Here is a 26022-nt window from a genome sequence, read left to right as displayed (position 1 = left end):
CCGACGACTTGCAGCTCAGTAGCGGTAGTGCTCCGGCTTGAACGGGCCCTCGACGTCGACGTCGATGTACTCGGCCTGCTCCTTGGTCAGCTTCGTGAGCTTGCCGCCGAGCGCCTCCAGGTGGATGCGGGCGACCTTCTCGTCCAGCACCTTGGGCAGGCGGTAGACCTCGTTGTCGTACTCCTCGTGCTTGGTGAACAGCTCGATCTGCGCGATCACCTGGTTGGAGAAGGAGTTCGACATGACGAACGACGGGTGGCCGGTCGCGTTGCCGAGGTTGAGCAGACGGCCCTCGGACAGGACGATGATCGACTTCCCGTTGGGGAAGACCCACTCGTCGACCTGCGGCTTGATGTTGTTGCGGCGGATGCCGGGATAGCGGGCGAGGCCGGCCATGTCGATCTCGTTGTCGAAGTGGCCGATGTTGCCGACGATCGCCTGGTGCTTCATCTGCGCCATGTGCTGGACCATCACGACGTCCTTGTTGCCGGTCGTGGTGATGATGATGTCGGCCTTGTCGAGGACGTCCTCGAGGCGCTGGACGTCGTAGCCGTCCATGGCGGCCTGCAGGGCGCAGATCGGGTCGATCTCGGTGACGATGACGCGACCGCCCTGACCGCGCAGGGACTCCGCGGCACCCTTGCCGACGTCGCCGTAGCCGCAGACGACCGCGACCTTGCCGCCGATCAGGACGTCGGTGCCGCGGTTGATGCCGTCGATCAGCGAGTGGCGGATGCCGTAGCGGTTGTCGAACTTCGACTTGGTGACGGCGTCGTTGACGTTGATGGCCGGGAACAGCAGCTCACCGGCGGCGGCCAGCTGGTACAGGCGCATGACGCCCGTGGTGGTCTCCTCGGTCACGCCGCGGATGCCGGACGCGATGTTGGTCCACTTCTTGCCGTCGGCGGCGAGCGAGTTGCGGAGCGTCTCGAGGACGATCTTCCACTCCTCTGGGTCGTCGTCCTCGGCGTTCGGGACCACGCCCGCCGCCTCGTACTGGACGCCCTTGTGGACGAGCAGCGTCGCGTCGCCGCCGTCGTCCAGGATCATGTTCGGGCCCTTGCCGTCGGGCCAGGTGAGCATCTGCTCGGCGGTCCACCAGTACTCCGGCAGCGTCTCGCCCTTCCAGGCGAAGCAGGAGATGCCCTTGGGCTCCTCCTCCGTGCCGTACGGGCCGACGACGACCGCCGCGGCCGCGTGGTCCTGGGTGGAGAAGATGTTGCAGGAGGCCCAGCGCACCTCGGCGCCCAGGTCGACCAGCGTCTCGATGAGCACGGCCGTCTGGATGGTCATGTGCAGCGAGCCGGAGATGCGCGCGCCCTTGAGCGGGTACACCCCGGAGTACTCGCGGCGGAACGCCATGAGGCCGGGCATTTCGTGCTCGGCCAGGCGGATCTCCTTGCGACCGAACTCGTGAAGCGACAGGTCGGCCACTGCGAAGTCGATGCCGTTGCGGGTCTGCAACCGGTCCGCGGTCATTGCGAAGTCCTCCAAGGCACTTCAGAGAGGGTGTCGTCCGACCATACCGCCCGCTGATGCACCACTATGACCCCTACTTCGGGTGAGGGAGGTCATCGGGTGTTGATCGCGGGCCCGGACACACGTGTCGTCGAGCTGCGGGTCCACGGTGTGCAGGGCACAACGCCGCAGACGCTGGTCGACGCCGTTGCGGCCGTGGACGTTGCGGGGGACGGGGTCGGGCGCATCGTGCGCCCCGCCGACAGACTCCGCAGGCCCGCGCCCGGTCCGGTGTTGCAGACCGAGGGACGGCCCGTGACCAGGGTCGTCGAGGGGTATCTCTGGGGTGGCATGACGTCCGGAGGTGTGGCCAAGGCCACGTGGGCGCTGCTCTTCCCGTTCAGCATCGCGAACGTCGCGCACTGGATGCTGCCTCCCGTTCCCGAGCGGAACCTGCCCGCTCACCTGCTCGGACTCGGTCTGCGGTCGCTGCTGCGGGTGTTCGCGCTGCTCCTGACAGCACTGCTGGTCGCGCAGGTCTCCGTGGTCAGCCTGGACCTGCTCGCCGCCCAGTGTCTCCGCCCCGGTGCCGAGTGTCTGACCAGCATTCCGACCGATGTGCGACTGTTCCCCTGGTTCCGCACCTTCCTGGGACTTCTGCCGATCGTCGTGCTGATTTCGGTGATGCGACGCATCTCGCACGTCGACTGGCGCATCGAACGCAAGGAGATCGCCGAGGCGGAGGACGAGGAGCGGCAGCCGGCGTCCGGTCTGCCCGGCGCGCACGTCGCCACCGATCCGGACACCCCGGCGTTGCGGTCGCTGCACGTCGTGGCGTCGCTCGCGGTGGCGTCGCTGATCGCGCTCGGCGGGCCGTTGAAGCAGCTCACGGCCACCGGCTCGATGGGTGTGGCGATCACGGTGGCGTGGATCGTCTCGCTGGTCTTCATCGGGCTGTCGGTGCTCGGGGTGTTCCTGCTCGACGACCCGACCGGCGGTGCTCCCCACCGCGGTGGGCGCTGGCTGCGGGCGGCTCTGTCCCGACGGCCTCGCCGGGTGTTCCTGGCTCTGTCGGCGGTGCTGGTGCTGACGACGCTGGGCCTGCAGGAGCAGCTGCCGGCGCGGGTGCCGGGCGCCGATGTGACAGTGCAGGTCATCGCGTTGCTGATGGCGTTCGTGGTGGTGTTGTTCGGCCTGTTGCTGGTGCCCGCCGCGCTGCTGGCGCGCAAGACGTGGACCTCGTTGCCGCGCGAGCTGCGGCCGTGGGCGGGTGGCTGGTTCGCGACGCCGGTGCTCGCGATCGCCGGACTGCTCGGTGGCGGGTTCGGTGCCGGGGTCGCGCTGCCGGTGCGCAAGGCGCTGGGCGAACAGCTGAAGCTCCCGGAGGGATACGCCTACATCACCCTGCTGTGGGGTGTGGCCGGGGCGTTGGCGCTGCTCAGCACGTTCGCGGTGGCGTCGTTCACCGGCGCGGTGCGGTGGCGGGCGTTCCGCAAGGGCAAGGAGTGGGCGCGGGAGGCTTCCGTGCTGCACTCCGGGCGGATGCGTGATCTTCGCGCCGCCACCCGCGCGTGGTGGTGGGCGCGCTGGGAACGCAACCACGGGCACCACATGATCATGATCATCGCGTCGGTGCTGGTCGTCGGCGCCGTGCTGGCGACGTTGCTGCGCGTGCAGAACGTGTCGCGCCCGTCCTGGACCGAGCCGTTCTCGGCGTTCGGCGTGTTCGTGCTCGGTTTACTGGCCGTGTCGCTGTTGCGGGCGGTGTACCTGGCGGCGCGGCAGCCGGAGTCCGGGCGGCGGCTGGGGATCATCGCGGACATCGCGCAGTTCTGGCCGCGCGAGGCGCACCCGATCGTGCCGCCCTGCTACGCCCTGAAGGTCGTGCCGGAGCTGGTTTCCCGCGTGCAGGACCACCTCCGTGATCCCGGCACCCGCGTGGTCCTCTGTGGACATTCACAGGGCTCGCTGCTCGTCGCCGTCGCGGCGGCTCGGCTGCTGGAGGAACTGCCCGCGCACGACCGTGAGCGGATCGGTCTGGTGACGGCGGGGTCGCAGCTGCAGTGGGCCTACCCGCGGGCGTTCCCGGCGGTGGTGCCGCACGCGTCGCTGGCCCGGCTGGCCGGCGGGCTGGACGGGCGCTGGCGGGCGTTGTGCCGGGGCACGGACCCGTTGGGCGGCGCGGTGATGACGTGGCGGCGGCAGGTGTTCGACGGGATGCTGCTCGGCGTCGGCTACCGCGAGGACGGGTCGGAGGGCGCGCTGGCGCCGGCGTTGCGCGGGCCCACCGGAGCCCTGGTGCTGGGTGGCGACCACTGGCTGCCGGATCCGCAGCGGGGGCCGTTCCCCGGACGGCGGTGGCGGTCGGGGGTGTCGGCGCACTCGGACTACACGTCGGATCCGGAGTGGGACCGGGCGGTGGCGATCGCGGCGGGGTTGCTGGACGTGGACGCACCGGAGTCGCCCCCGCTGCCGTTCGCGCGAAAGCCCGAAACCCGGTCGCGGGATGCACTCGGGGGCTCCTAGTCTGCGGTTCATGTTGACCGGTGATCTCGTCCGACTGCGGCCCGTCGAGCCCGAGGACGCCGACGCGTTCTACCGCTGGCACAACGACGAGGAAGTCATGCGGTGGCTGCAGGCCTACTTCCACGAGTCGCTGGCCTCCCTGCGCAAAAGGCTCGCCGACCGCAGGGAGAACTCGCACGAGAAGGTCACCTTCTGCATCGAGACGCTGGAGGAGCGCAAGCTCATCGGTGTCGTCACGTTGCGGGACGCCGACCCGGTCAACGCGCGGGCCGAGGTCGACATCTACATCGGCGAACAGGAGTACTGGGGCGGCGGCTACGGCACTGATGCCCTGCGGACTGCCTGCAGATACGGGTTCGACACCATGCGGCTGCACTCGATCGAGCTCGGCGTCGTGGAGGAGAACACCCGCGCCATCCGGTCCTACGAGAAGGTCGGGTTCCAGGTCGACGGGCGGCTGCGACAGTCGTTCTTCCGCGACGGCAAGTGGCACGACTCGCTGCTGATGTGCGTCCTCAGGGACGAGCTCACCTGAGCGCCGGCGCGAGGTGACCGATCGCCTCGCGCAAGTGGTCCTCAACGGACGCCGCCGGCACCACGACCAGGCCGGACGGCCTCAGATCCACCCACCGCCGCACGGCGATCCGCGCGGCCGCCGACACCGCCGCCGCCAGCACGGCGGCACCGAGCGGGTCCTTGCCCGTGCGGTCCGAGATGACGGAGGCGATCGGCGGTTCCATGGACGACGTCGAGTCCAGGTAGGCCTCGCGCAACGACGGTGTCGAGGTGATCAGGGCGAGCGCTTCGGACGGCGGTTCGCGGTACTGCTCGGCGAACGCGGCGATGATCGACTCGACCAGTGGCTCGTCGGCAGGGCGGGAACGCAGGGCGGAGGCCACGGCGAGGGCGCGCGTGGCCGTGATGCCCGCGACGATCGCCTGGTCGCGGCTCGCGAAGTAGTTGTTGTAGGTGCGCGGCGAGACGTTCGCCGCCTCGGCGATCTCGTCGACCCGCACGTTGTCGGCGCCCTTCTCCAGCGCCAGCCTCAGCGCGGCGGCTGCCAGCGCCGCTCGGGTCTCGGTCTTCTTGCGCTCACGCAGTCCCACGGCGATCACTGTAGAGAGCTGTTGCGACACGATCACTACCGATTGACTTTCGATAGATTACTACCGATACTCGGCGCATGATTGTTGAGCGTTGGGCGGTGACCGCCCTGCGGGTCTTCCTGGTGGTCCTGTTCGGGATCCTGGTCGTGTTCGAGACGATGTCGCTGCCCGGGCAGTGGGCCCACATGGCGCAGCAGAACCCGAACGACGCCCACCTGAGGTGGCCCGCGACGATCATCACGGTGTTCTGGGTCGTCTGCGTGCAGGTGGTGGTGGTCGCCACGTGGAAGCTGCTGACACTGGTGCGCAAAGATCTGATCTTCACCGAAGCCGCGCTGAAGTGGGTCAACGTGATGGTGTGGGCGATCGCTGCCGGGTGGGTCGTGCTCGTGGGCGTGTTCCTCTGGGTCGGCTTCAACGCGGACGATCCGGGGCTGCCGATGGTGCTGTTCCTGCTGACGACCGGTGTCACCGTGGTGGGACTCGTGATGATCGTGATGCGGGCGCTGCTGCAGCGCGCCACGACGTTGCGTTCCGACATGGAAGCGGTGATCTGATGCCCATCGTCGTGCGCATCGACGTCGAGCTCGCCAAGCGCAAGATGAGCGTCGGAGAGTTCGCGGAACGGGTCGGGCTGACGCCCGCCAACGTCGCGGTGCTGAAGAACGGGCGGGCGAAGGCCGTGCGGTTCAGCACGCTGGAGGCCATGTGCCGGGTGCTGGAGTGCCAGCCCGGCGACCTCCTGGAGTTCGTCCCGGAAGAGGTCGCCGAGGAAGCCTCCTAGGCGAGTCGCTTCGCCAGTCGGTCGGCGGCTTCGAGCCGCCCCGACTCGGCGAGCAGGCCGACCGGCGCCAGCACGTAGTCGCGGTCGACGGTGATCTCGGCGGTCCGGAGCACGGGTCGCAGCACCGAGTCAGTCCGCAAAGCCTCCACCACGGGCGTGATGTCCGGGGTGTGGCGGAAGACGCCGCCGGAGAGCACCAGCAGTCCGGCGCCGTGCGGTCCGAGCTGACCGTCCACCTGCCGCAAATGCCTGCGCACAGCCAAGATCGCCGCGAACGACGCCAGCCGCACGTCGACGGCCGGGTCGTCGGGCAGCCAGCCGACGTTCTCGGCCCGCATCCGGGCCTGGTCGGACAGGTCCTCGGTGGTCAGGCGTTCGGCGAGCGCTTCGGCCACCACGCCCGGCGCGGACCAGCGCATGCCGAGGTCGCCCTCGACCGTGCGGCGGTCCGGTGGCAGCGCGACAGTCCGTTCCAGACCTTCGCTGTCCGCCGTGGACACCGCTGAGTAGACGTCCGTGGTCGCGCCGCCGACGTCCACCACCAGCACGGCACCCTCACGGTCCTGCGCCGCCAACCGCGAGACGCCCGCCAGCACGGCGTCCGGCGTCACGGCGCGCACGAGCTGCCGGAACCGCGGGCCGCGCGAGAGTCCCTTGCCGCCGATCACGTGCTGCAGGAACGCCGCGCGGATCGCCTTGCGGGCAGGTTCCGGGTCGAGCTGACCGACGTCCGGCAGCACGTTCGGGCAGGCCACGACGGTCCTCGCGGCCAGCAGCCGCAACGCCTCCTGCTGGGCCTCGACGTTGCCCGCCAGCACGATCGGCACGGCGACGCGGGCGAGCTTCGCGGCGTTGTGCAGCAGGACCGACTGGTCGCCGCCGTCCGTGCCGCCGACCAGCAGCACCAGGTCGGGAGCCGACGCCCGCAGCGCTCGCACGTCGACCGGACCGGCGCTGACGTGCACGATCTTGGCACCTGCCGACAGCGCGACCCGGTAGCCGGCCTCGGCGCTCACGACGCGTTCCTGACCGACGACTGCCAACCGCAGCCCTCCGCCCGCCGACGAGCACGCCAGGATCTCGCCGTCGCCGACGCTCTCCCGCAGTGCGTCGATGCCGCGCAGCACCTCGGGAGGAGTGGTCGGGTGCTGTCCGGTCCGGACCAGCTCGCCCTCGGGTGTGATGAGAGCGGCCTTGGTCCAGGTCGAACCGACGTCGAGACAGAGGATCACAAGGCAAGCTAACAGCATGAAGCTCACGCCCAAGGTGATCCTCGAAGGCACGCGGCTGACCGGCAAGACGGATCTGGCCTACGCGCTCAACGAGCACCCCCGCCTCGTCGGTCACCGCAAGTACCGCTACCACTCACCGTTGATCTCGGCCGAGTGGAGCGCCTTCAGCAACGAACCGTGGGGCCGTGGGTTGCTGAACTTCGCGCCGGAGGAGACAGAACTGGCGATGGAGACCTACGAGACATGGGTGCGGCTGTTCGAGCTGCAGCGCTACTACTCGTGGATCGTCGACCGGTTCCACCTGTCCACGATGGCCCATCAGGCGACGCAGGGGCGTGAGTTCGACTTCACGTGGCTGGAGGAACGGCTGAAGCCGCTCAACTTCGCGATCGTGCTGTGCACGCGTACTGAGGACACCTTCGAAGAAGCACGAGCGGAACGGCTGAAGATCAGCGCGAACCCGAAGCAGTACGTCTCGCTGGAGCCGTTCATCGAAGAACAGCAACAACTCCGGGTCCTCGCGGCGAAGTCGCTCCTGCCGGTGTTCGAGTTCGACGTGACGAGGCACAACCCGGACGACGTGGCCGACTGGCTCGACGAGAACGACCTGCTGACCCTCTAGCTTGAGTTTCAACCAGTGGGTTGTGGGAGGGCGCACCTGGTTGATCATGGGTGAAGCCCTTGGTCGATCATTCTTCTTGTCTAGGGAAGAAGATCGCTACCAAGGGCTTCAGTTGATCAGTGTGCAGGATGCCGGTGAGTCCACGCCACTAGTCGTCCGCCTTCTCGTGCACCACCTGCATGAACGACGCGAGCTGCGCGAGCTGCTCCGGCGTGAACAGGTCGATCAGGTACGCGCGGACCGTCTCGACGTGACCGGGCGCGGTGGTCTGCAACAGGTCCTTGCCCGCGTCGGTGAGCACGGCGAGGATGCCGCGCTCGTCGGACTCGTGCGGCTCGCGCCGCACGAGTCCGGCCTTCTCCAGCTTGCCGATCTGGTAGGTCAGCGAGCTCTTGGAGACCACGACGCGGCGGGCCAGTTCGGTCATGCGCATGCGGTTGCCCGGCTGTTCGGACAGGACGACCAGCACGTTGTACTGCGCGTGCGAAAGGCCCGCATCGCGCTGCAACTGCTGTTCGATCTGCCTCTCGAGGAGGTGGTACGCCTGGACGAAGTGGTGCCAGGCGTGCCCCTCCTCCTCAGAGAGCCACCGTGCGTTTCCCATGGCCCGCAGGTTAGTTGGTGCGCTCAGATTCCCGGCTCTTCGCCGTGCTTGATGACCGGTTCCGGTTCGACCTTCGCGTGGCCGGTCTTCCCGAGCAGGGAGTTCCGGCGGCTGTAGACGAAGTAGACGACCACGCCGAGCGCCATCCAGATGAGGAACCGGACCCAGGTGAGCGCGGTCAGGTTCAGCATCAGCCACAGGCAGGCGAGGATCGCGAGGATCGGCACCAGCGGCACGAGCGGCACCCGGAACCCCCGCGAGAGGTCCGGCCGCGTCTTGCGCAGCACGAGAACACCAGCCGAGACGAGGATGAACGCGAACAGCGTGCCGACGTTCACCATCTCTTCCAGCTTGCCCGCCGGGAAGAAGCCCGCCGCGATCGCGACCAGCACACCGATGATGATCGTGATGCGGGTCGGCGTGCCGTGGCTGCCGGTCTTCGCGAGCCCGCGCGGCAGCAGGCCGTCGCGCGACATCGCGAACAACACCCGGCTCTGGCCGAGCATCAGCACCATGACGACGGTGGTCAGACCGGCGAGCGCGCCGACCGAGATCACCGTGGCAGCCCAGTCGACACCGTTGTCCGCGAACGCACTCGCGAGCGTCGCACGCGTGCCGTCCGGCTGCGTCTTGAGCTTCTCGTACGGCACCATGCCGGTGATCACCAGCGTGACGGCGACGTACAGCACGGTGACGATCGCGAGCGAACCGAGGATGCCGCGCGGCACGGCCTTCTGCGGGTTCTTGGTCTCCTCCGCCGTGGTCGCCACGACGTCGAAACCGATGAACGCGAAGAACACGATGCTCGCCGCGGCCAGCATGCCCAGCACACCGTACGTGCTGCCCGAGTAGCCGGTGAGGAGCGAGAACAGCGACTGCTCGATGCCCGTGTGCGCGGCGCCGGAGCCCTCGGCGGCCGGCGGGATGAACGGGCTGTAGTTCTCGGCCTTGATGTAGCTGATGCCGAGCACGATCACGAGCAGCACCACCGCGACCTTGATGGCCGTGATGATCGCGCTGACCCGCGACGACAACTTCGTGCCGAGGACCAGCAGCACCGTCAGCACGCCGACCAGCAGCACCGCGCCCCAGTCGAACTTGAAGCTGCCGACGGCGACCTCGGTCTTGGTCTCGACGCCGAGCAGTCCCAGCGTCGTCTGCAGGTAGGCCGACCACCCCTTGGCGACCGCGGCCGAGCCGACCGCGAACTCGAGCACCAGGTCCCAGCCGATGATCCACGCCGCGAACTCGCCGAACGTCGCGTAGGAGAACGTGTACGCGCTACCCGCCACCGGCACCGTCGAGGCGAACTCGGCGTAGCACAACGCCGCGAGCGCGCAGGCGATCGCCGCGAGCACGAAGGACAGCGACACCGACGGGCCCGCGATGTTGCCCGCGGTGCTCGCGGTGAGCGTGAAGATGCCGGCACCGATGACGACCGCGACGCCGAAGACCGTGAGGTCCCAGGCGGTGAGATCCTTCCGGAGCCTGGTGTCCGGCTCGTCCGTGTCAGCGATCGACTGCTCGATCGACTTGGTGCGCCACAACCCGTTCCCCGGCACGGTGCATACCTCCTTGATGGACCTGTTCAAGCCACCCTAGAGGTATCCAGCATGTGGAACTCCTACAGCTGTGTTCGGCGGTTGTCCGGAGTTTCGGCGGCGCCGGGCTCGACACGCTCACGGCCTGCGAACGAGCGGATTTCGTGGCCGAAGATCACGAGACGAGAACCTGGAATGCCACGACGAGCGCCGGTACGGCACCGAGCAACAATGTGAGTGCCACCACCACACCGGCGATCTTCTTGGCGTTGCCGTCGGCAAGCCGATGAACCACGAACCCCACAAGCACGAACAAGGCGAGCACCAGCACGCCCACCACCAACGGCGCGAGGCTGTTCACCTGCATCGAATTCTCCCGGCGGAGGACCCCACTTCACCAGCAACGCGGCGATCGTACGACAGGAAAGCGATTCCACCCACCAATTCCGCAAACAAAGGAAAAATGGCTAGTGGCCACAAATTGGCCGGTGGACAGAAGTTGGCAAGTGGCCACATTCCACAGTTGTACGGATTGTGGATCAATCGCTCTACCGATGGCTGGAACAGCCCTGAACGCGACGAGGCCGCCCCGGCGACACCGGGACGGCCTCGAAGCAAGTGCGGATCAGGAGCTGGCGACCGTCGACCGGTCCAGGTCCGGCTCCAGGTAGATCAGCCGAGCGTGCGGCACCCTGTTCCGCACCCGCTGCTCGGCGTCGTTGATCGCCTGAGCCACGTCGTCCAGCGACAGCTGGGGCTCCAGCGCGATCTTGGCGGCGACCAGGATCTCCTCCGGCCCGATGTACTGCGTCTTGATGTGGATGACCCGCTGCACCTTGCCCGCGGCCAGCTCGTCGCAGATCACGTCGAGGTCGGCGTCGGACGCGCCCTCACCGATCAGCAGCGACTTCATCTCGATGATCAGGATGATCGCGATGATGCCCAGCAGCACACCGATGCAGATGGTGCCGAGGGCGTCGAAGACCGGGTTGCCGGTGATCATGCTGAAGCCGACACCGAGCAGAGCCAGCACCAGACCGACCAGCGCGCCGAGGTCCTCCAGCAGCACGACCGGCAGCTCCGGCGTGCGGGAGTTGCGGATGAAGCCCCACCAGGAGGCGTCACCCTTGATCTTCTTGGACTCGCTGATCGCGGTCATGAAGCTGTAGGTCTCCAGGCCGATGGCGACCACGAGGATGCCGACCGCCACGAGCGGGCTGGTCAGGGCCTCGGGGTGCTGCAGCTTGTGGATGCCCTCGTACAGCGCGAACACCGAGCCGAGGCTGAACAGCAGCAACGCCACCACGAACGACCAGAAGTACCGGTCGCGGCCGTAGCCGAACGGATGCAGCCTGGTCGCCTTGCGCTGCGCGGTCTTCTGACCGAGCAGCAACAGCCCCTGGTTCGACGTGTCGGCGACCGAGTGCACCGACTCGGCCAGCATCGACGACGACCCGGTGATCAAGAATCCGATGAACTTGGCCACCGCGATACCGGCATTCGCCACCAACGCCGCGACGATGGCCTTGGTCCCGCCCCCTGCTGACACGCCTGTCTCCTCGCTGAAAACCAGTCCTGCCCAGAATCAGTCAGGTTTGTCCGGTCGTGAACCTTAGTCCGTTCCCGCTGTCGCGCGGAAAAGCTGGGCGGATTCAACACCATCCGGTCGGACGATCACCGCCGGGTCCGACGCGGGCAGCCACACGGACTGGCCGCGGGTCAGTCGCAGCTCGTCACCGCGGACGTTCGTCAGCACCGCCGCGCCCGAGGTGCAGATCAGGATCTGCGGGCCGTCGTGGTTGATCCTGGCCTCGCCGGTCAGGTCCAGCCGCGACAGTTCGAACTCCGGCGCGGGCGTGCGGTAGACGCGGACGCCGGGCGAGATCTCCTCGCCGGTCATCACGTCCATGTCGCCGCACCTGAAGTCCAGCACCCGCAACAGCTCCGGCACGTCGACGTGCTTGGGCGTGAGGCCGCAGCGCAGGACGTTGTCCGAGTTCGCCAGGATCTCGATGCCGGTGCCGCGCAGGTACGCGTGCAGGTTGCCGGCCGGCAGGTGGATGGCCTCGCCGGGCTGCAGCACGATGCGGTTCAGCAGCAACGCCGCGAGCACGCCCGCGTCGCCGGGGTAGGACTCGCCGAGCTCCAGGATCGTGCGGCATTCCAGGTCGAACTCGCCGTGCTCCTTCACGTGCAGCACGCACGCGTCGAGCACCTGCGGCAGCAGTGAGCTCAGGGACGTCTGCGGCAGCGTGATCAGCATCGTGAACAACGCCCGCAGGCCCGACGAGTCCGGCTGCGCGACCAGCATCTCGGTGTACGGCGCGAGCGCGGGCGCGTCGAGCGTGCGCAGCAGCGCCACCGTCCGCGACGGCTCGCGGAAGCCCGCGAGGGCGTGGAACTCGGTCAGGGCGCAGATCAGCTCCGGCTTCGCGGCCGGGTCCTTGTAGTTGCGAACCGCGGCGTCGCGCGGCACGCCGGCGGCCTCCTCGGCGGCGAAGCCCTCCGCCGCCTGCCTGGCGGACGGGTGAGCCTGCAGGCTCAGCGCCTCCTCGGCGGCGAGGACCTTGAGCAGGAACGGGAGCCTGCTGCCCCAGCGCTCGGCCAGGCGCGGGCCGAGCTGGCCGTCGGGGTCCACCGACAGCAGCTCCAGGAGCGAGCGCTCGGCACCGTCCGCGCCGACGACGCGGGACGGGTCGCCGGGATGGGCGCCCATCCACAGCTCTGCCTCGGGATGGGGTGCGGGCACCTCCTTCCCGAGCAGCTCGGCGATGGCCGTGCGCGATCCCCACGCGTACGGCCTGACCGCGTTGTGCAGCAGGTCCACTTCTCAGTCAGCTCCCAAATCAGTACGGGTTGCCGCCGAGCGTTCCGGCGGCGAGCCCGAGATAAAGCGCGGCCAGTTCGAAGCGGAGTGCGAGCAGCGCGGCGCTGACCGCGTCGCCGCCGGCCACTTCGACGGCCGGTTCCAGCACGTCCGCTCCCGGCAGTGCGTCCTCGGCGGCGTGCCGCACAGCATCGGCCACCGGGCCCTGGCGCACGGCCAGCAACAGCACGCGCAGCAGTCCGCCGCCAGGTTCGTCGTCCGGGTCGGCGAAGAGATCGGCACCCGAGGTCCCCTGGACCGCGCGGCGGTGCAGCACCGGGCGGGTCAGCGCCTGCGGGTACGCGGCGACGTCGGAGGCGACGCCGGCGAACGCCGCCAGCACGCCCGCGCCGTGCACGCCCACCGACGTGGCGACCTCGTCGAGGCCCCACAGCAGCGGCGTGCGGTCGGCGACGCGCAACGCGAGCGACTTCGCCGGGTTCACGAACGACTCGTGCATCGGATGATCGCGCTCGGCCTCGCGGTCGAGCTCGTCCGCGATGAGGTCCACGTCGACCTTGAGCAGCCCCAGCGAGTTCAGCACCACGAGCCACGCGGCAAGGGCGCGGTGGAAGCTGAAGCCGGGCGGCACGTCGACGCGTGGCGCGAGCAGCACGGCCTGACCGGCTGCCGCGGCCGCGACCGGACCGGAGTCCGGCGCGGTCAGCAGAGTCCGCGCGCCACGGCGGCAAGCGCGGTCGATCGACTCGGCCAGCACCCGGTCGCCGGGGTCCTCGGTGTGCGCGAGCACCACGTCGAGCGCGCCGACCCACGGCGGCACCTCGTCGGACACCACGACGGGCACCGAGCAGCCGGGACCGAGCAACGCCATGACGACGTCGGCCACCGCGACCGCGTGGCCGGGCCGGGTGACCAGCACGACCGCGCGCGGGCGTTCGGAGAAGATCCGCTCCACCCCCGCCTCGGCCGCGGCCTCCGCGGTGGAACGGACCTGTGCTCCCGCCCGTGCGGCAGCGCGCAGCCAACCACCGGTGTCGGCGTCGGCGAGGCGGCCCGGGTCGTCGAGCAGCGTGTCGTCGAGCACCGGATCACCCAGCCGAGGACGGCTCGACCGCCTCGTCCAGCAGCAGTACCGGGATGCCGTCACGCACCGGGAACGAACGTCCGCACGCGGTGCACGTGAGGAAGTCCGCTTCCGGGTCGTCCGGCGTCCCGACCTGCAACGGCGCGTGCTCGGGGCACGGGCAGGCGAGAATTTCCAGCAACTGCTCTTCGAGCTTGACGGCCACGGTGTTCTCCTCAGGCCCGCACGATCGCGAGGACGTCGCCGCTCAGCGCGGCGACAGCCTCTGGAGTGGCGGCTTCGACGTTCAGGCGCAGCAGCGGCTCGGTGTTCGAGGCGCGGAGGTTGAACCACGACCCGTCCGGCAGCTGCACGGTGAGACCGTCCAGCTCGTCGATCGTGACGCCGTCCTTCGAGCCGTACGCCTCCTTGATGGCGGCGATGCGGCCGGCCTGGTCGGCGACGGTCGAGTTGATCTCACCGGACGCGGCGTAGCGGTTGTAGACCGCCGTCAGCTTCGACAGCGGACCCTCCTGCTCACCCAGCGCGGCCAGCACGTGCAGTGCGGCCAGCATGCCGGTGTCCGCGCGCCAGAAGTCGCGGAAGTAGTAGTGCGCGGAGTGCTCGCCGCCGAAGATGGCGCCGGTCTTGGCCATCTCCTCCTTGATGAACGAGTGGCCGACGCGCGTGCGCACGGGCTGGCCGCCGTGCTCCCGCACGATCTCCGGCACCGCGTGCGACGTGATCAGGTTGTGGATGATCGTGCCGCCGGGGTCCTTCGCGAGCTCGCGCACGGCCACCAGCGCGGTGATCGCGGACGGGCTGACCGGGTCGCCGTTCTCGTCGACGACGAAGCAGCGGTCCGCGTCACCGTCGAACGCCACACCGGCGTCGGCGCCCTCAGCCTTCGTGCGGGCCTGGAGATCGACGATGTTCTTGGGGTCGAGCGGGTTCGCCTCGTGGTTGGGGAAGCTGCCGTCGAGCTCGAAGTACATGGGGATGATCTCGATGGGCAGGCCCTCGAAGACCTGCGGCACCGTGTAACCGCCCATGCCGTTGCCCGCGTCCACGACGATCTTCAGTGGACGGATGTTCTTCAGGTCGACCAGCTCGTTGAGGTACGCCGCGTAGTCGACGAGCATGTTGCGCTCCTCGAACGTGCCCGGTGTCACGCCCTCGGCGTCAGGCACCTGGTTCTCGGCGTCCTGGCGGATCTGCGCGAGACCGGAGTCCTGCCCCACCGGCGAGGCACCGGCACGGCACAGCTTGATGCCGTTGTACTGCGCAGGGTTGTGGCTGGCGGTGAACATGGCACCCGGCAGGTCGAGCTTGCCGGACGCGAAGTAGAGCATGTCGGTGCTGGCCAGCCCGATGCTGATCACGTTCACGCCCTGCGCCTGCGCACCCTCCGCGAACGCCCTGGAGAGCCCCGGCGACGAGTCACGCATGTCGTGACCGATCACAATGGCTGGTCCACCGACCAAGCGCGCGAAGGCGGCGCCGAAGTCGCGGACCACGCCGGCGTCCAGCTGCTCACCGACCACCCCGCGGATGTCGTACGCCTTGACGATGCCGGACAGGTCACGCACGCCGCACACTCCCAGGAAACTCGCTCTTGACGGCCACTGGTCAGGCAGCCTACCGGCGAGCGGATTAGTGATGCGTGTGGTCGTTCAGTCCTCGTGAGGATCGGGCAATACCCGCAGGTGACCACGCCTCTGCGTGCCCATCTGGGTGCCCAGCGGCACATCGGGCACCTTGGGGGTCACATCAGCCCGCCCAGCCTCACGCACGGCCTCGGCCAACGCCGTCAGGTCGTCCACACTCGGCTCGGGCGCCGCGAACTCACCCTGATGCCTCACGACCTCCCAGCCGCGCGGCGCCGTGAGCCGCAGGGCGTGCTCCTCGCACAGGTCGTAGCTGTGCGGTTCGGAGTACGTGGCGAGCGGTCCGACGACTGCGGTGGAGTCCGCATAGGCGTAGGTGAGCGTGGCGACAGCCGGGTTAGCACACCCGGTTCGCGAGCACCGTCTCACGCTCCGCACGATCGGGGACGATAGCGCGTCCACGCGAGGCTGTGTGTGAGGCACGCTGTGTTTGCTCGCCCGACGCAGCAACTAGGCTGCTCGGTTGTGGTGATGGCACGGGGTTCACGTCGACAGGACTCGCCTCGCCGGCGCAACCGCGACCGGCACGGCAGAGGGCTGCGCGGTCCGCTCTACCCAGCCACCCTCCCCGCCGCTCGTTCCAGGGCCGAGAGGTTCGACGCGCTGGTCATCGAGGCTTTGGAACCGATCGAGGCCCGCTGGCGCACCGAGCTCACGCAGCTCGACGTGGCCGTGGACGACGTGCCCGACGTCCAGGTCGAGGGCGAGGACGGCGTGGTGGAGGACGGCAACGTCCCGCTCGCCCGGCTGCTGCCCGCGGGTTCCGACCACCGTGCCCGAATCGTTCTCTACCGGCGTCCGCTGGAGGCACGCGCGAAGGACGGCGCGGATCTCGCCGACCTGGTGCACGACGTGCTCGTCGAGCAGGTGGCGAACTACCTGGGCCTCGACCCGGACGTGATCGACGAGGGCTGAGACCCCGCTCACACGCGGCGTCTGGTCGGGATCGCCGTCAGGAACGTGAACAACGCCGCGGCGGCCTGAGCCAGCAGCAGGAAGTCCCTCAGCGTCGTCGACATCTCCACCCGGACCTCGGCGGCGGACGACGGCAACGGCACCCCGACCAGGTGTCCCCAGGCCCTGATGACCGGTACCCGCTGCCCGTCCACGGTGACCGTCCACCCCGGCTCGTCCTCGGCCGCCAGCACCAGCACCCGTCCTTCCCCGCCGGCGGAGACCCGGACAGCCACCTCGGGCAGCGACACGTTGACCGGCGAGATCCCGGGAGCAGCCAGCTCTGCGGGCGGCTCCCCACCGGTCCGGGCCCGCCGGGCCAGATCCGGCGCCAGCAACACCCCGGTGTCCGCGGCCAGCCGCAGCCGCAGGACCGGCCGGCCGTCGGACGCGGGCGGCGCAACGGAAACCAGTTCCCCGGCCGCGCCCCGGACCCGTGCCGAGTCCTTCTCGGACGGCAGCACCAGGAACGAGACCCCGGAAGAGGCCGCCTGGGCCAAAGCCACCTTGACCGCCGGATCGGCCCCGTCCAGCAAGGCGGAGTTCCACCGCCGCAGCCGCGCGGGCGACGAAACGGTCGGCACGAGGTCGTCGTCCCCGAAGGCAGGCATCCGCCCGGCCACCTGACGAACCGGACCACCCAGGATCAGCACAGACCGCCCGGTCCGCTCCAGCTCGGCCGTCAACGACGACGACAGCCGAGTCCCACCGTCGGCCTTCAACGGCCCGGACCGCAGGTCCAGGAACCCGGCGACCCCGAGGCTGACCAACGTCACCACGCCGACGACGTAAACGGCCCGCCGGACCCGAGCCTGCCCCGCAACCCCTGGGGCGACCCCGCGCTGGCACCCGGCCAGCACCACCCAGACGAGCCCCCAGGCCAGGATCACCAACGGCGTCCCCGGCCAGGCCTGCACCGCGGCAACAGCAGCCAACGCGCCGATCGCCAGCACGATCACGAACAACCCCGGCAACATCGCGGCGTTCGGCCGCAACACGGCAGCAGCGAACGCGGCGGCCGCGAACACCGAGCACACGATCAGGTTCGGCGGAGGTGACTCGAAAGCCGCGCCAAGGCCGTTCAAAACCATCTCGGGGTGCTGCAGCAACACCGCGGGCCAAGGCAACAACAACGCCATGGGCAACAGCACGATGGCGAACAACGCGGCGATCCGACGTGCTCCGCCCGACACCGCGATGAACCCGCCCAACGCCCCGACGATCGTGACGACGTGGCTCAACGGCGAGAAGGCCCCAAGGACGGCAACGCCAAGAGCCGTGCCTGAAGCCATGGGCAACCAGGCGTGCGTAGACGACGCGCGCAAGACCGCATACACGCCGGCGAACACCACGGGCGTCACGACGTGGACGACGACGACGTCCAGCCGTCCCTCAGCCACAGCAGTGGTCGCCACCGGCAGCAGCCCGTAGAAGGCAGCCACCACCGCGCGCACGGACCGGCGCACGCGCATGCCCCGTGACGCGATGTAGGCCGACAACGCCGCGAGCGGGATGTCGCCGAGCAACAACAACGCGACCGAGAACGAGGGCCCGCCCGGAATCAGCCCCAAGACGGCTAAAGCGGCAGGAGCCGGAGCCGCGGTGCCACCGAACACCGGGTGCCACGACGCGAGATAGGTCGACCAGACCGAGCCCAGAGATCCGACCGGCAGCAGCCGGCCGCCGGCCAGCGAAAGCCCCAGGCGCGACCAGTTCGCCACCACCGCGACCGCCGAGAGTCCCAGCACCAGCAACACCGGAGGCGACAGCAACAGCGATCGCAGCATCCGGGTCTGGTCGACCTCGACGAAGACCATGTCCGGTCCACGTGGCCCGGGAGACGGACGCGGTCGCGGCGAAGGACGCAGCGCACCGGGCAGAGCCGCGTCGACCGGGACGACGACCGCGGGCCGGCGCAGACCGGCGACGCGCGGACGGCCACGGGAGGCACCGGCGGGCAGCGCCGAGGGGCCCACCGGACGCGTGTCCACTTCGGACGGTTCGAGCCACGCCGAACCAGAGTCGGTCGCGGGCAGACGCCCCAGCGCGGCGTCGGCCTCGACGCGACGGCGGATCAGGAACACGGCACCGGCGCGCAGGGCGTTGCGGAACCGGGTCAGCCGTGAGGTGAACAGGCCGCGGACCACGGCGGAACCGCGGCGTGCGCGGCGGCCCTCGAACAGGCGGCCTCTGGTCAGGAGGTAACGGGCGGCGCCCACTTCGGCGTGGGCGTCGGCGAAACGCCGGAGAAACAGGAAACCCAAAGCCCGCAGCAAAGACAGCAGGACCAGACGCGGAAGTCCGATGAGGAACGAAATGGCCGAGGTGTTGACCAGGAACGTGCGCATGCCGTGTGCGCGGTCGACGCCGCGAAACAACGGCCCGGGACGCGCCATCGCCGCGTCCAAACGGCGTGCACCTCTGGTCGCGGCACGGGCGTGGCGCATCCGGGCCACGGGAACGCACAGCACCAGATGACCGGCGCGGTTCACGCGCCAGCCGAAGTCGAGGTCGTCGCGCAGCAGCGGCATCGCCTCGTCGTAGCCGCCGAGCGCCTGCCAGACCTCGCGGCGGATCAACGAGCCCGCCGACGAGACCGCGAGGACCTCGGTGCTCTGCTGGAACGATGCGGAGTGCTCCGCCGACGAGAGGCCCGTCTGTCGATGTCCTGAAGAATCCGTCGACAAACCGGCCTCGACGACCAGCCGAGAATCCACCCAATCGAGGCACAGCGGACCCAGCACGGCAGCCGACGGCGACACCTCGGCCGCGGTCAGCAACGCGAGCAGGCAGTCGGGTTCGGGCGCGCTGTCGTCGTGCAGCAGCCACAGCCATTTGCCGGGATCGCCCCACCGTTCGACGGCGTGCTCGACCGCGAGGCGCACGGCGGTGCCGAAGCCCGTGCCGCGCGGCACGGTCAGCACGCCGTCCAGCAGATCCTCCGCCTCCGCCAGGATCTTGCCCGTGCGGTCGGTTGATCCGGTGTCGACCGCGATCACGTGCCTCGGGCGAATTCGCTGACGCCGCAACGCGGACAGCGCCGTGCTGAGCCACTGGCCGCCGTCGTGGCAGACCAGGACGCACAGCACCGGCGCGGTCCGGAGCCTCGGGTGAGGACTTGTCACGTCCTCAAGTTAAGGCACAAAGATCACACTTCGAGCGCGCTGATCACCAACCTCCGCCGCGTGTTTCACCGGTCAGACGGGTGCATCGGGGTGCCGGCCCCACGCCCCCATATCGGACATATGGGGGCGTCGGGCCGGTGCCGCGAAGCGCCCTGCTGAGCGGCGAAAGACGCGGTGGAGATTGTGGTCAGCGTCCTCTGACTAGACGGCTCGCTTCTTCAGCTTGCGGCGTTCCCTCTCAGAGAGACCGCCCCAGATGCCGAAGCGCTCGTCGTGCTGGAGCGCGTACTCAAGACACTCCGACCGAACCTCACAGCCCAGGCAGATGCGCTTCGCCTCCCTCGTCGAACCACCCTTTTCGGGGAAGAACGCCTCGGGATCCGTCTGCGCGCAGAGCGCACGTTCCTGCCAGTCTTGCTCGTCGGCGGGGTCGAACAGGTACGACAGCTCGCCCTGCACAACCGGCTGCGCGACGTGATCTTCTTCGAATTCCTGCATTTCGTCCGCCTCCTCGCCTTCCGCTCTCCCCGGTTGGCGGACGCCAGACGCCGTTCCCACAACGACGAATGACACCGATGTGATTACACCTGCGTCACAGCAGGGGGTCAAGTGGAGTCCACACGTCGGGGGATATTCGCGCAGATGGCCGCAAAAGCCTTGACTGGCAGCACAGACAGTGATTCACGTGTCGCAAGGGGTCCCCGAACGGCCCACCACGCCAGCCGACACGCCACACTGGAGGGGTGAAGCGATCAGCGGTGCGACCCAGTCCACTGTTCCTCGGCCTGCTCGCGGCGACTGCCGCCGGTGGCGCCCTCACCCTGCTCGAGGGCGACGTCGCCATCATCACGGGCACCATCCTCTTCGTACTCGCCGGGTGGGCGGTGACGCTGTGCCTGCACGAGTTCGGGCACGCCGCCGTGGCCTACAAGGGCGGCGACTTCTCCGTGCGGGACAAGGGTTATTTGACCCTCGACATCCGCCGCTACACCGATCCGGTGCTGAGCATCGTGCTGCCGCTGGTGCTGCTCGCGTTCGGCGGCATCCCCCTTCCGGGTGGCGCTGTGTGGATCAACCACCACGCGCTGCGCTCGAAGAAGATCGAGTCGCTCGTCTCACTCGCAGGACCGGTCATGAACCTCGTGCTCGGCGTGCTCCTCGCCGGAATCGTCACGGTGTTTTCGCCACCGGCCGCGCTCGCCGGCGCAATTTCGTACCTGGCTTTGTTGCAGGTGATCGCCTTCGTGCTGAACATCCTGCCGATTCCCGGTTTGGACGGCTGGGGTGTTTTGGAACCGTTCATGTCGTACCAGGCGCAGCAGTTCGGCGCGAAGGCCCGGCCGTGGGCGCCGCTGATCCTGTTCGCGGTGCTGATCGCCTTCGCCGAGGTGAACCGGCTCTTCTTCGCGCTGGCCTCGTCGGTCTTCGAGCTGGTCGGCGGCGACACGAGCTCGGCGGGCTCCGGTGTCGTCGCGTTCATGTTCTGGCGCTACCTGTGAAGCAACCCACCGCGTTGTGGAAGCATGGCGCGGCGTGAAGGTCGTAGCACTGGTCGGCGGGGTCGGCGGCGCGAGGTTCCTGCAGGGCCTCAAACAACTCGGGGCTGACGTCACCGCGGTGGTGAACACCGGCGATGACGTGTGGATGCACGGGCTGCGCATCTGCCCCGACCTCGACACCTGCATGTACACGCTGGGCGGCGGGATCGACACGGAACGCGGCTGGGGCCGTGAGAACGAGTCGTGGACCGTCAAGGAGGAGCTCGCGGCGTACGGCGCCGAGCCGACGTGGTTCGGGCTCGGCGACCGCGACATCGCGACGCACCTGATCCGCACCAGGATGCTGCGCGCCGGCTATCCGCTGTCGGCCGTGACCGAGGCGCTGTGCGACCGCTGGCAGCCGGGCGTGCGGCTGCTGCCGATGTCCGACGACCGGGTGGAGACGCACGTCGTCGTCGAGCTGGACGGCGAGCAGCCGAAGGCGATCCACTTCCAGGAGTGGTGGGTCAAGCACCGGGCCGGCGTGCCCGCGCAGTCGTTCGCGTTCGTGGGTGCCGAGGCCGCCACCGCCGGGCCCGGCGTGCTGGACGCGATCGCCGAGGCCGACGCGGTGATCCTGGCCCCGTCCAACCCCGTGGTGAGCGTCGGCACGATCTTGAACGTGCCCGGTGTGCGTGACGCGCTGCGCAAGACCGAGGCGGGCGTGGTGGGCCTGTCGCCGATCATCGGCGGGAAACCGTTGCGGGGAATGGCCGACGCTTGTTTGGACGCGATCGGTGTCGAGACCTCGGCCGAGGCGGTCGGGCGGCACTACGGCTCCCGCAAGTGCTCTGAAAACGGCATCCTCGACGCGTGGCTGGTCCACACCGGCGACCGCGCCGACGTGCCGGGTGTCGCGGTCCGCGCCGTCCCGCTGCTGATGTCCGATGTGGACGCCACGGCGCAGATGGCCCGCGTCGCGCTGGAAATGGCCGGAGTCGACGTTGACTGACCACGGCGCCGCGGCGCTGGAGCTGCTGCCGGTGCCGGGTCTGCCGGAATTTCGCCCCGGCGACGACCTGGCCGGCGCGATCGCGGCGGCCGCGCCCTGGCTGCGAGACGGCGACGTGCTGGTCGTCACGTCCAAGATCGTGTCCAAAGTAGAGGGACGGCTCGTCCGCGTGCCGGCCGACCCGGAGGAACGGGACAGGATCCGGCGCGAGCACGTCGACGCGGAGTCGGTGCGGGTGCTCGCCCGCAAGATGCGCACGCTGATCACCGAGAACAAGCTCGGCATCGTGCAGGCCGCGTCCGGCGTCGACGCCTCGAACGTGGCCGGTGACGAGATCGCGCTGCTCCCCGTCGATCCGGACGGATCCGCGGCGGCGTTGCGTGGTGCGCTGAAGAGCCTGCTCGGCGTCGAGGTCGCGGTGGTGATCACCGACACGATGGGCCGCGCGTGGCGGATCGGCCAGACCGACGCCGCGATCGGCGCGGCAGGCATCCGCGTCCTGCACGACTACGCGGGCTCGGTGGACCAGCACGGCAACGAGCTCGCCGTGACGATGGTCGCGATCGCCGACGAGATCGCGGCCGCCGCGGACCTGGTGAAGGGCAAGCTCGGCGCGGTGCCGGTGGCGGTGCTGCGCGGGTTCGACGTGGTGGACGACGGCTCCACCGCCCGCGACCTGACCCGGCCGACCGAGGAGGACCTGTTCCGGCTCGGCACCGAGGAGGCGCTGGCCCAGGGCCGTGCCGAGGCCGTGCTGATGCGCCGGTCCGTGCGGTTCTACTCGGACGAGCCGGTGGATCTCGCCGTTCTGAAGCGTGCCGTCGGTGCCGCGCTGACCGCGCCGGCGCCGCACCACACGAAGCCGCTGCGGTTCGTGCTGGTGCGGGAGAAGCGCGACGAGCTGCTGCGGGCGATGCGCGAGCAGTGGGAGACCGACCTGCGCGGCGACGGGTTCACGGAGGACCAGATCGCGCGTCGCGTGCGCCGGGGTGACCTGCTGGTGGAGGCGCCGGAGATCGTGGTGCCGTTCCTCGTCCGCGACGGCGCTCACGCGTATCCGGACGAACGCAGGTCCGCCGCCGAGAAGACGATGTTCACGGTCGCCGGTGGCGCCGCGGTGCAGGGCCTGCTGGTCGCGCTGGCGGCCGAAGGGCTCGGCTCGTGCTGGGTGTCGTCGACGATCTTCTGCGCGGACGTGGTGCGCACCGTGCTGGGTGTGCCGCAGGACTGGGAGCCGCTGGGGGCCGTGGCGGTCGGGCACCCGACCGAGCCGCTGACACCCCGCGAGCCGTTGGAAGGGCTGATCGAGCTGTGACATTGCACGCCGACGCGGTCTCGACCCTGAGCCGGTTCACCGGCCAGAACGCGTTGAAGGAGGCCTACCTGGGTTTCCTGGCGGCACGTGAGGACGCCTGCCGGCGCTCGTGCGAGCCGGGGCACATCACCGCCTCGGCGCTCGTGCTGGACGCCACGGCGGAGCACGCGCTGCTGACGTTGCACCCGCGGGTGGGCCGGTGGCTGCAGCTCGGCGGCCACTGCGAGCCGGGCGACGCGACGCTGGCCGCGGCCGCGTTGCGCGAGGCCACCGAGGAGTCGGGCATGCGCGGCCTGCGCATCGAGCCCACGCCGATCCACCTCGACGTGCACCCGATCACGTGCTCGCTCGGGAAGCCCACGCGGCACTTCGACGTGCGGTTCCTGGTGCGGGCGCCGGTCGGCGCGCAGCCGGTGCGGTCCGCCGAGTCGGTGGACCTGCAGTGGTGGCCGCTGGACTCGTTGCCGGACAACGTGGACGACCTGCACCCGTTGATCGAGTCGGCGCTGGCCCGCCTTCGCTAGCGCTTGAGCGCCCGGTAGCGCTTGAGCAGGGCGGTGATCCGCGCGGGGTCGGCGGCGCCGTTCAGCTCGGCGAGCAGGTCGTCGGGGCACAGTTCGTAGTGGTCGCCCCACCACCGCCGCGTCTTGTCGTTCCAGATCCGGTACCCGCCGGGCACGCCGCACGCCACGTACTGCCGCTTCGCCAACCAGCCCTCCCCTGGCGTCAGAACTTGCGGTAGTCGCGCGGCGAGAACCTCGGTGCTCGCCGCGGCCGCTGCACGCCCGCGGCCTCCAGGTAGCGGACGGCCCGGTGGCGCTGCGGCTTGTACGGCTCCAGCAGCTCCATCATGCCGTCGTCATCGGTCGGCGTGCCGGTCAACGCCCAGCCGACGTTCTTCGCGACGTGGTAGTCGCCGACGCTCACGGCGTCCGGGTCGCCCCATGACCGTTGCGCGACCTCGGCCGACGTCCACACGCCGATGCCGGGCACCTTCTCCAGCAGCTCGCGGCTGCGCATCTCGGCGGCCTTCTCCAGCCGGTGCGCGACCTGTGCGGCGTTGATCAACGTGCGCCGCCGGGCACCGTCGAGACCGCACTGGTGCCATTCCCAGTCCTGCAGGGCGAGCAGCCGGTGCGGCGTCGGCGGCACCTTCAGAGCGAGCGGTCCCGGCGCGGGCTCGCCGAACCTGCGGCCCAGCTCACGCCAGGTGCGGAACGCCTCCTTGCCGGTGACCTTCTGCTCCAGGATCGAGGCGAACAGCAGGTCCCAGACGCGGTTGGTCGCTCCGAGGCGCAGTCCGGGACGCTGCCTGCGCGCCTCGGCGACGATCGGGTGGTGCGCGACGAACTCGTCCAGCGGGTCGTCCGCGCCGAGCAGGGCGGGCAGGCCGTCCAGCAGCCACAGCCCGCCGTCGCCCCACGCTTCCGCCTCGACCGCGTCCGATGTGCGCCGGACGTGCAGAGTTCCCGGCCCGCACGGGGTGTTCGCCGCGAACCAGATGCCGCCCTCCGTCGAGAAGGACGGATCACCTGGTCCGCGGCGCAACGGTCCGAGCACCGCGCCCAGATCGAGGGGGAACGGTGGTGTCCAGGACCGACTAGGCATCCGTCGAGAAGCGCACGCCGGCTTCGGGCAGCACCACGCCCGGCCACACGCGCGCCCCGCCGATCAGCTCACACCGGGCGCCGATCACGGCAGAGTCGCCCACCACGGCGTCGCGCAGCACCGCGCCGGCCTGCACCAGGGCACCCGCGCCGACGATCGAGCGCTCCACCACCGCGTTCTCGCCGACGACAGCGCCGTCGAACAGGATCGCGCCGTCGAGCACCGCGCCGTCCGCCACCGTGCACCGAGCGCCGACGGTCGAGCCGCCGCGCACCGTGGCGCCCTCGTGCACCGCGGAGCCTTCGAGCACCAGGAAGTCACCCGGCTGTGCAACTGCGGCCGAGGGTGCGACGCCGCGCACCAGGTCGGCCGAGCCCTGCACGAACGCCTCCGGCTTGCCGAGGTCGAGCCAGTACGTGGCGTCGACGTGGCCCTGCAGGCGGCGGCCGGCCTCCAGCAGACCGGGGAACGTCTCGCGCTCCACCGACACCGGGCGGCCTGCCGGGATGGCGTCGATCACCTCGCGGCGGAACACGTAGCAACCCGCGTTGATCTGGTCCGTCGGCGGGTTGTCGGTCTTCTCCAGGAACGCCTGCACGCGGCCCTCGTCGTCGGTCGGCACGCAGCCGAACGCGCGCGGGTCCGCGACCTTCACGAGGTGCAGCGTGACGTCCGCCTCGTGCTTGCGGTGCGTGTCCATGATCCCCGTCAGGTCGACACCCGACAGGATGTCGCCGTTGAAGACCATCACGTCGGGTTCGCGCAGCTTGTCCGCGACGTTGCGGATGGCGCCCGCCGTGTCGAGCGGTACCTCCTCGACCACGTACTCGAGCTCCAGCCCGAGCCTCGATCCGTCACCGAAGTACTCCTCGAACACCTCGGCCTTGTAGGAGGTGCCGAGCACCACGTGGGTGATCCCGGCCTCCTTGATCCGCGACAACAGGTGCGTGAGAAAGGGCACCCCCGCGGTCGGCAGCATGGGCTTGGGAGCGGACAGGGTCAGCGGGCGAAGACGGGTGCCCTTGCCCCCGACCAGCACCACAGCTTCGACGCCGTGCACCTTTTTCCTCCTCCGCGTTACAGCGAGCCGTTCGACGGAA

Annotated in this window: 27 protein-coding genes; 10 read left to right on the top strand and 17 right to left on the bottom strand. The window is 69.6% G+C overall.

Annotated elements, in window-relative coordinates:
- Nucleotides 1-15: 15 nt before the first annotated feature.
- Entirely contained in the window at nt 16-1479 is a 1464-nt protein-coding gene (ahcY, locus tag ABFX45_RS10750; protein WP_346129333.1) for an adenosylhomocysteinase, read from the bottom strand.
- Nucleotides 1480-1578: 99 nt separating this feature from the next.
- Here ahcY and ABFX45_RS10745 point away from each other — a divergent pair, with 99 nt between their 5' ends.
- Both ABFX45_RS10745 and ABFX45_RS10740 read left to right on the top strand, forming a co-directional pair.
- The gene (locus ABFX45_RS10745) at nt 1579-3984 is read left to right on the top strand and encodes a hypothetical protein (protein ID WP_346129331.1); all 2406 of its coding nucleotides are present in this window, start codon (nt 1579-1581) and stop codon (nt 3982-3984) included.
- Nucleotides 3985-3994: 10 nt separating this feature from the next.
- Nucleotides 3995-4519, top strand: a complete 525-nt coding sequence (locus ABFX45_RS10740; RefSeq protein WP_109639226.1) for a GNAT family N-acetyltransferase — start codon at nt 3995-3997, stop codon at nt 4517-4519.
- Here ABFX45_RS10740 and ABFX45_RS10735 read toward each other — a convergent pair.
- Nucleotides 4512-5090, bottom strand: coding sequence for a TetR/AcrR family transcriptional regulator (locus ABFX45_RS10735; RefSeq protein ID WP_346129329.1), 579 nt, complete (start codon nt 5088-5090; stop codon nt 4512-4514). The two genes, ABFX45_RS10740 and ABFX45_RS10735, sit on opposite strands and share 8 nt — an antisense overlap.
- Nucleotides 5091-5167: 77 nt before the next feature.
- Between ABFX45_RS10735 and ABFX45_RS10730 the strand changes: the two genes are divergently transcribed.
- Complete coding sequence (locus ABFX45_RS10730) at nt 5168-5647, top strand: DUF2975 domain-containing protein (protein ID WP_109639224.1); 480 nt, start codon at nt 5168-5170, stop codon at nt 5645-5647.
- Complete coding sequence (locus ABFX45_RS10725; protein WP_109639223.1) at nt 5647-5874, top strand: helix-turn-helix domain-containing protein; 228 nt, start codon at nt 5647-5649, stop codon at nt 5872-5874. Before ABFX45_RS10730 ends, ABFX45_RS10725 begins: the two co-directional genes overlap by 1 nt.
- On the opposite strand, the gene ABFX45_RS10720 is transcribed toward ABFX45_RS10725, so the two are convergent.
- Nucleotides 5871-7106, bottom strand: coding sequence for a glutamate mutase L (locus ABFX45_RS10720; protein ID WP_346129326.1), 1236 nt, complete (start codon nt 7104-7106; stop codon nt 5871-5873). The genes ABFX45_RS10725 and ABFX45_RS10720 overlap by 4 nt on opposite strands.
- Before the next feature lie 16 nt (nt 7107-7122).
- Here ABFX45_RS10720 and ABFX45_RS10715 point away from each other — a divergent pair, with 16 nt between their 5' ends.
- Nucleotides 7123-7728, top strand: a complete 606-nt coding sequence (locus ABFX45_RS10715; protein WP_346129325.1) for a hypothetical protein — start codon at nt 7123-7125, stop codon at nt 7726-7728.
- Between the two features lie 148 nt (nt 7729-7876).
- On the opposite strand, the gene ABFX45_RS10710 is transcribed toward ABFX45_RS10715, so the two are convergent.
- The 9 genes from ABFX45_RS10710 to ABFX45_RS10670 all read right to left on the bottom strand — a co-directional run bounded on the left by ABFX45_RS10710 (nt 7877) and on the right by ABFX45_RS10670 (nt 15808).
- Entirely contained in the window at nt 7877-8332 is a 456-nt protein-coding gene (locus tag ABFX45_RS10710; protein ID WP_109639221.1) for a MarR family winged helix-turn-helix transcriptional regulator, read from the bottom strand.
- Nucleotides 8333-8355: 23 nt separating this feature from the next.
- Complete coding sequence (locus ABFX45_RS10705) at nt 8356-9894, bottom strand: amino acid permease (protein WP_346129322.1); 1539 nt, start codon at nt 9892-9894, stop codon at nt 8356-8358.
- A 154-nt stretch (nt 9895-10048) separates the two neighbouring features.
- Nucleotides 10049-10240: a hypothetical protein gene (locus ABFX45_RS10700; RefSeq protein WP_346129320.1), complete on the bottom strand. Its 192-nt coding sequence runs from the start codon at nt 10238-10240 to the stop codon at nt 10049-10051.
- A 258-nt stretch (nt 10241-10498) separates the two neighbouring features.
- Nucleotides 10499-11422 (bottom strand): cation diffusion facilitator family transporter, encoded by a 924-nt coding sequence (locus ABFX45_RS10695; RefSeq protein WP_346129318.1) that lies wholly within the window; start codon nt 11420-11422, stop codon nt 10499-10501.
- Between the two features lie 63 nt (nt 11423-11485).
- Nucleotides 11486-12700, bottom strand: coding sequence for a mannose-6-phosphate isomerase, class I (gene manA, locus ABFX45_RS10690; RefSeq protein ID WP_109639218.1), 1215 nt, complete (start codon nt 12698-12700; stop codon nt 11486-11488).
- Between the two features lie 19 nt (nt 12701-12719).
- On the bottom strand, nt 12720-13784 hold the full coding sequence (locus ABFX45_RS10685; RefSeq protein ID WP_109639217.1) for an SIS domain-containing protein: 1065 nt from the start codon (nt 13782-13784) through the stop codon (nt 12720-12722).
- 4 nt (nt 13785-13788) lie between these two features.
- On the bottom strand, nt 13789-13989 hold the full coding sequence (locus ABFX45_RS10680; RefSeq protein WP_109639216.1) for a Trm112 family protein: 201 nt from the start codon (nt 13987-13989) through the stop codon (nt 13789-13791).
- 10 nt (nt 13990-13999) lie between these two features.
- Nucleotides 14000-15352: a phosphomannomutase/phosphoglucomutase gene (locus ABFX45_RS10675; protein ID WP_109639359.1), complete on the bottom strand. Its 1353-nt coding sequence runs from the start codon at nt 15350-15352 to the stop codon at nt 14000-14002.
- Between the two features lie 84 nt (nt 15353-15436).
- A complete protein-coding gene (locus tag ABFX45_RS10670) occupies nt 15437-15808 on the bottom strand; it encodes a DUF3499 domain-containing protein (RefSeq protein WP_109639358.1) in 372 nt (123 codons plus the stop codon).
- Between the two features lie 93 nt (nt 15809-15901).
- Here ABFX45_RS10670 and ABFX45_RS10665 point away from each other — a divergent pair, with 93 nt between their 5' ends.
- Nucleotides 15902-16345, top strand: coding sequence for a metallopeptidase family protein (locus ABFX45_RS10665; protein ID WP_109639215.1), 444 nt, complete (start codon nt 15902-15904; stop codon nt 16343-16345).
- A gap of 8 nt (nt 16346-16353) precedes the next feature.
- On the opposite strand, the gene ABFX45_RS10660 is transcribed toward ABFX45_RS10665, so the two are convergent.
- Nucleotides 16354-19509, bottom strand: a complete 3156-nt coding sequence (locus ABFX45_RS10660) for a glycosyltransferase family 2 protein (protein ID WP_346129314.1) — start codon at nt 19507-19509, stop codon at nt 16354-16356.
- A gap of 201 nt (nt 19510-19710) precedes the next feature.
- A complete protein-coding gene (locus ABFX45_RS10655; protein WP_045315329.1) occupies nt 19711-20007 on the bottom strand; it encodes a WhiB family transcriptional regulator in 297 nt (98 codons plus the stop codon).
- A gap of 245 nt (nt 20008-20252) precedes the next feature.
- Here ABFX45_RS10655 and ABFX45_RS10650 point away from each other — a divergent pair, with 245 nt between their 5' ends.
- Genes ABFX45_RS10650 through ABFX45_RS10635 form a run of 4 tightly spaced genes read left to right on the top strand, consistent with a single transcriptional unit; the run spans nt 20253 to nt 23838 of the window.
- Entirely contained in the window at nt 20253-21008 is a 756-nt protein-coding gene (locus ABFX45_RS10650) for a site-2 protease family protein (RefSeq protein ID WP_109639213.1), read from the top strand.
- 34 nt (nt 21009-21042) lie between these two features.
- A complete protein-coding gene (cofD, locus tag ABFX45_RS10645) occupies nt 21043-21999 on the top strand; it encodes a 2-phospho-L-lactate transferase (RefSeq protein WP_109639212.1) in 957 nt (318 codons plus the stop codon).
- Nucleotides 21992-23314 carry a coenzyme F420-0:L-glutamate ligase gene (locus ABFX45_RS10640; protein ID WP_109639211.1) on the top strand — a complete coding sequence of 441 codons (1323 nt, stop codon included), beginning with the start codon at nt 21992-21994 and terminating at the stop codon, nt 23312-23314. The genes cofD and ABFX45_RS10640 overlap by 8 nt, the downstream gene beginning before the upstream one ends.
- Nucleotides 23311-23838 carry an NUDIX hydrolase gene (locus ABFX45_RS10635; protein WP_109639210.1) on the top strand — a complete coding sequence of 176 codons (528 nt, stop codon included), beginning with the start codon at nt 23311-23313 and terminating at the stop codon, nt 23836-23838. Before ABFX45_RS10640 ends, ABFX45_RS10635 begins: the two co-directional genes overlap by 4 nt.
- Here the strand turns inward: ABFX45_RS10635 and ABFX45_RS10630 are convergent.
- The 3 genes from ABFX45_RS10630 to manB are packed head-to-tail and all read right to left on the bottom strand — an operon-like array spanning nt 23835 to nt 25982.
- The gene (locus tag ABFX45_RS10630) at nt 23835-24023 is read right to left on the bottom strand and encodes a hypothetical protein (protein WP_346129310.1); all 189 of its coding nucleotides are present in this window, start codon (nt 24021-24023) and stop codon (nt 23835-23837) included. The two genes, ABFX45_RS10635 and ABFX45_RS10630, sit on opposite strands and share 4 nt — an antisense overlap.
- Before the next feature lie 17 nt (nt 24024-24040).
- The gene (locus tag ABFX45_RS10625; RefSeq protein ID WP_346129308.1) at nt 24041-24922 is read right to left on the bottom strand and encodes a DNA-3-methyladenine glycosylase family protein; all 882 of its coding nucleotides are present in this window, start codon (nt 24920-24922) and stop codon (nt 24041-24043) included.
- Entirely contained in the window at nt 24915-25982 is a 1068-nt protein-coding gene (gene manB, locus ABFX45_RS10620; protein ID WP_346129306.1) for a mannose-1-phosphate guanylyltransferase, read from the bottom strand. Before manB ends, ABFX45_RS10625 begins: the two co-directional genes overlap by 8 nt.
- Nucleotides 25983-26022 lie beyond the last annotated feature (40 nt).

This window comes from Lentzea roselyniae, from assembly GCF_039537795.1.
Lineage (GTDB): Bacteria > Actinomycetota > Actinomycetes > Mycobacteriales > Pseudonocardiaceae > Lentzea > Lentzea atacamensis.
The sequence above is the reverse complement of the archived record's forward strand: the minus strand, read 5'-3'. Positions and strand labels throughout refer to the sequence as shown.

What these genes read in the sequence shown, in the direction of transcription:
- ahcY (WP_346129333.1), bottom strand. Translation starts at nt 1,479, where the DNA reads ATGACCGCGGACCGGTTGCAGACCCGCAACGGCATCGACTTCGCAGTG.
- ABFX45_RS10740 (WP_109639226.1), top strand. Translation starts at nt 3,995, where the DNA reads ATGTTGACCGGTGATCTCGTCCGACTGCGGCCCGTCGAGCCCGAGGAC.
- ABFX45_RS10730 (WP_109639224.1), top strand. Translation starts at nt 5,168, where the DNA reads ATGATTGTTGAGCGTTGGGCGGTGACCGCCCTGCGGGTCTTCCTGGTG.
- ABFX45_RS10725 (WP_109639223.1), top strand. Translation starts at nt 5,647, where the DNA reads ATGCCCATCGTCGTGCGCATCGACGTCGAGCTCGCCAAGCGCAAGATG.
- ABFX45_RS10715 (WP_346129325.1), top strand. Translation starts at nt 7,123, where the DNA reads ATGAAGCTCACGCCCAAGGTGATCCTCGAAGGCACGCGGCTGACCGGC.
- ABFX45_RS10710 (WP_109639221.1), bottom strand. Translation starts at nt 8,332, where the DNA reads ATGGGAAACGCACGGTGGCTCTCTGAGGAGGAGGGGCACGCCTGGCAC.
- ABFX45_RS10700 (WP_346129320.1), bottom strand. Translation starts at nt 10,240, where the DNA reads ATGCAGGTGAACAGCCTCGCGCCGTTGGTGGTGGGCGTGCTGGTGCTC.
- ABFX45_RS10665 (WP_109639215.1), top strand. Translation starts at nt 15,902, where the DNA reads ATGGCACGGGGTTCACGTCGACAGGACTCGCCTCGCCGGCGCAACCGC.
- ABFX45_RS10655 (WP_045315329.1), bottom strand. Translation starts at nt 20,007, where the DNA reads ATGCAGGAATTCGAAGAAGATCACGTCGCGCAGCCGGTTGTGCAGGGC.
- ABFX45_RS10625 (WP_346129308.1), bottom strand. Translation starts at nt 24,922, where the DNA reads ATGCCTAGTCGGTCCTGGACACCACCGTTCCCCCTCGATCTGGGCGCG.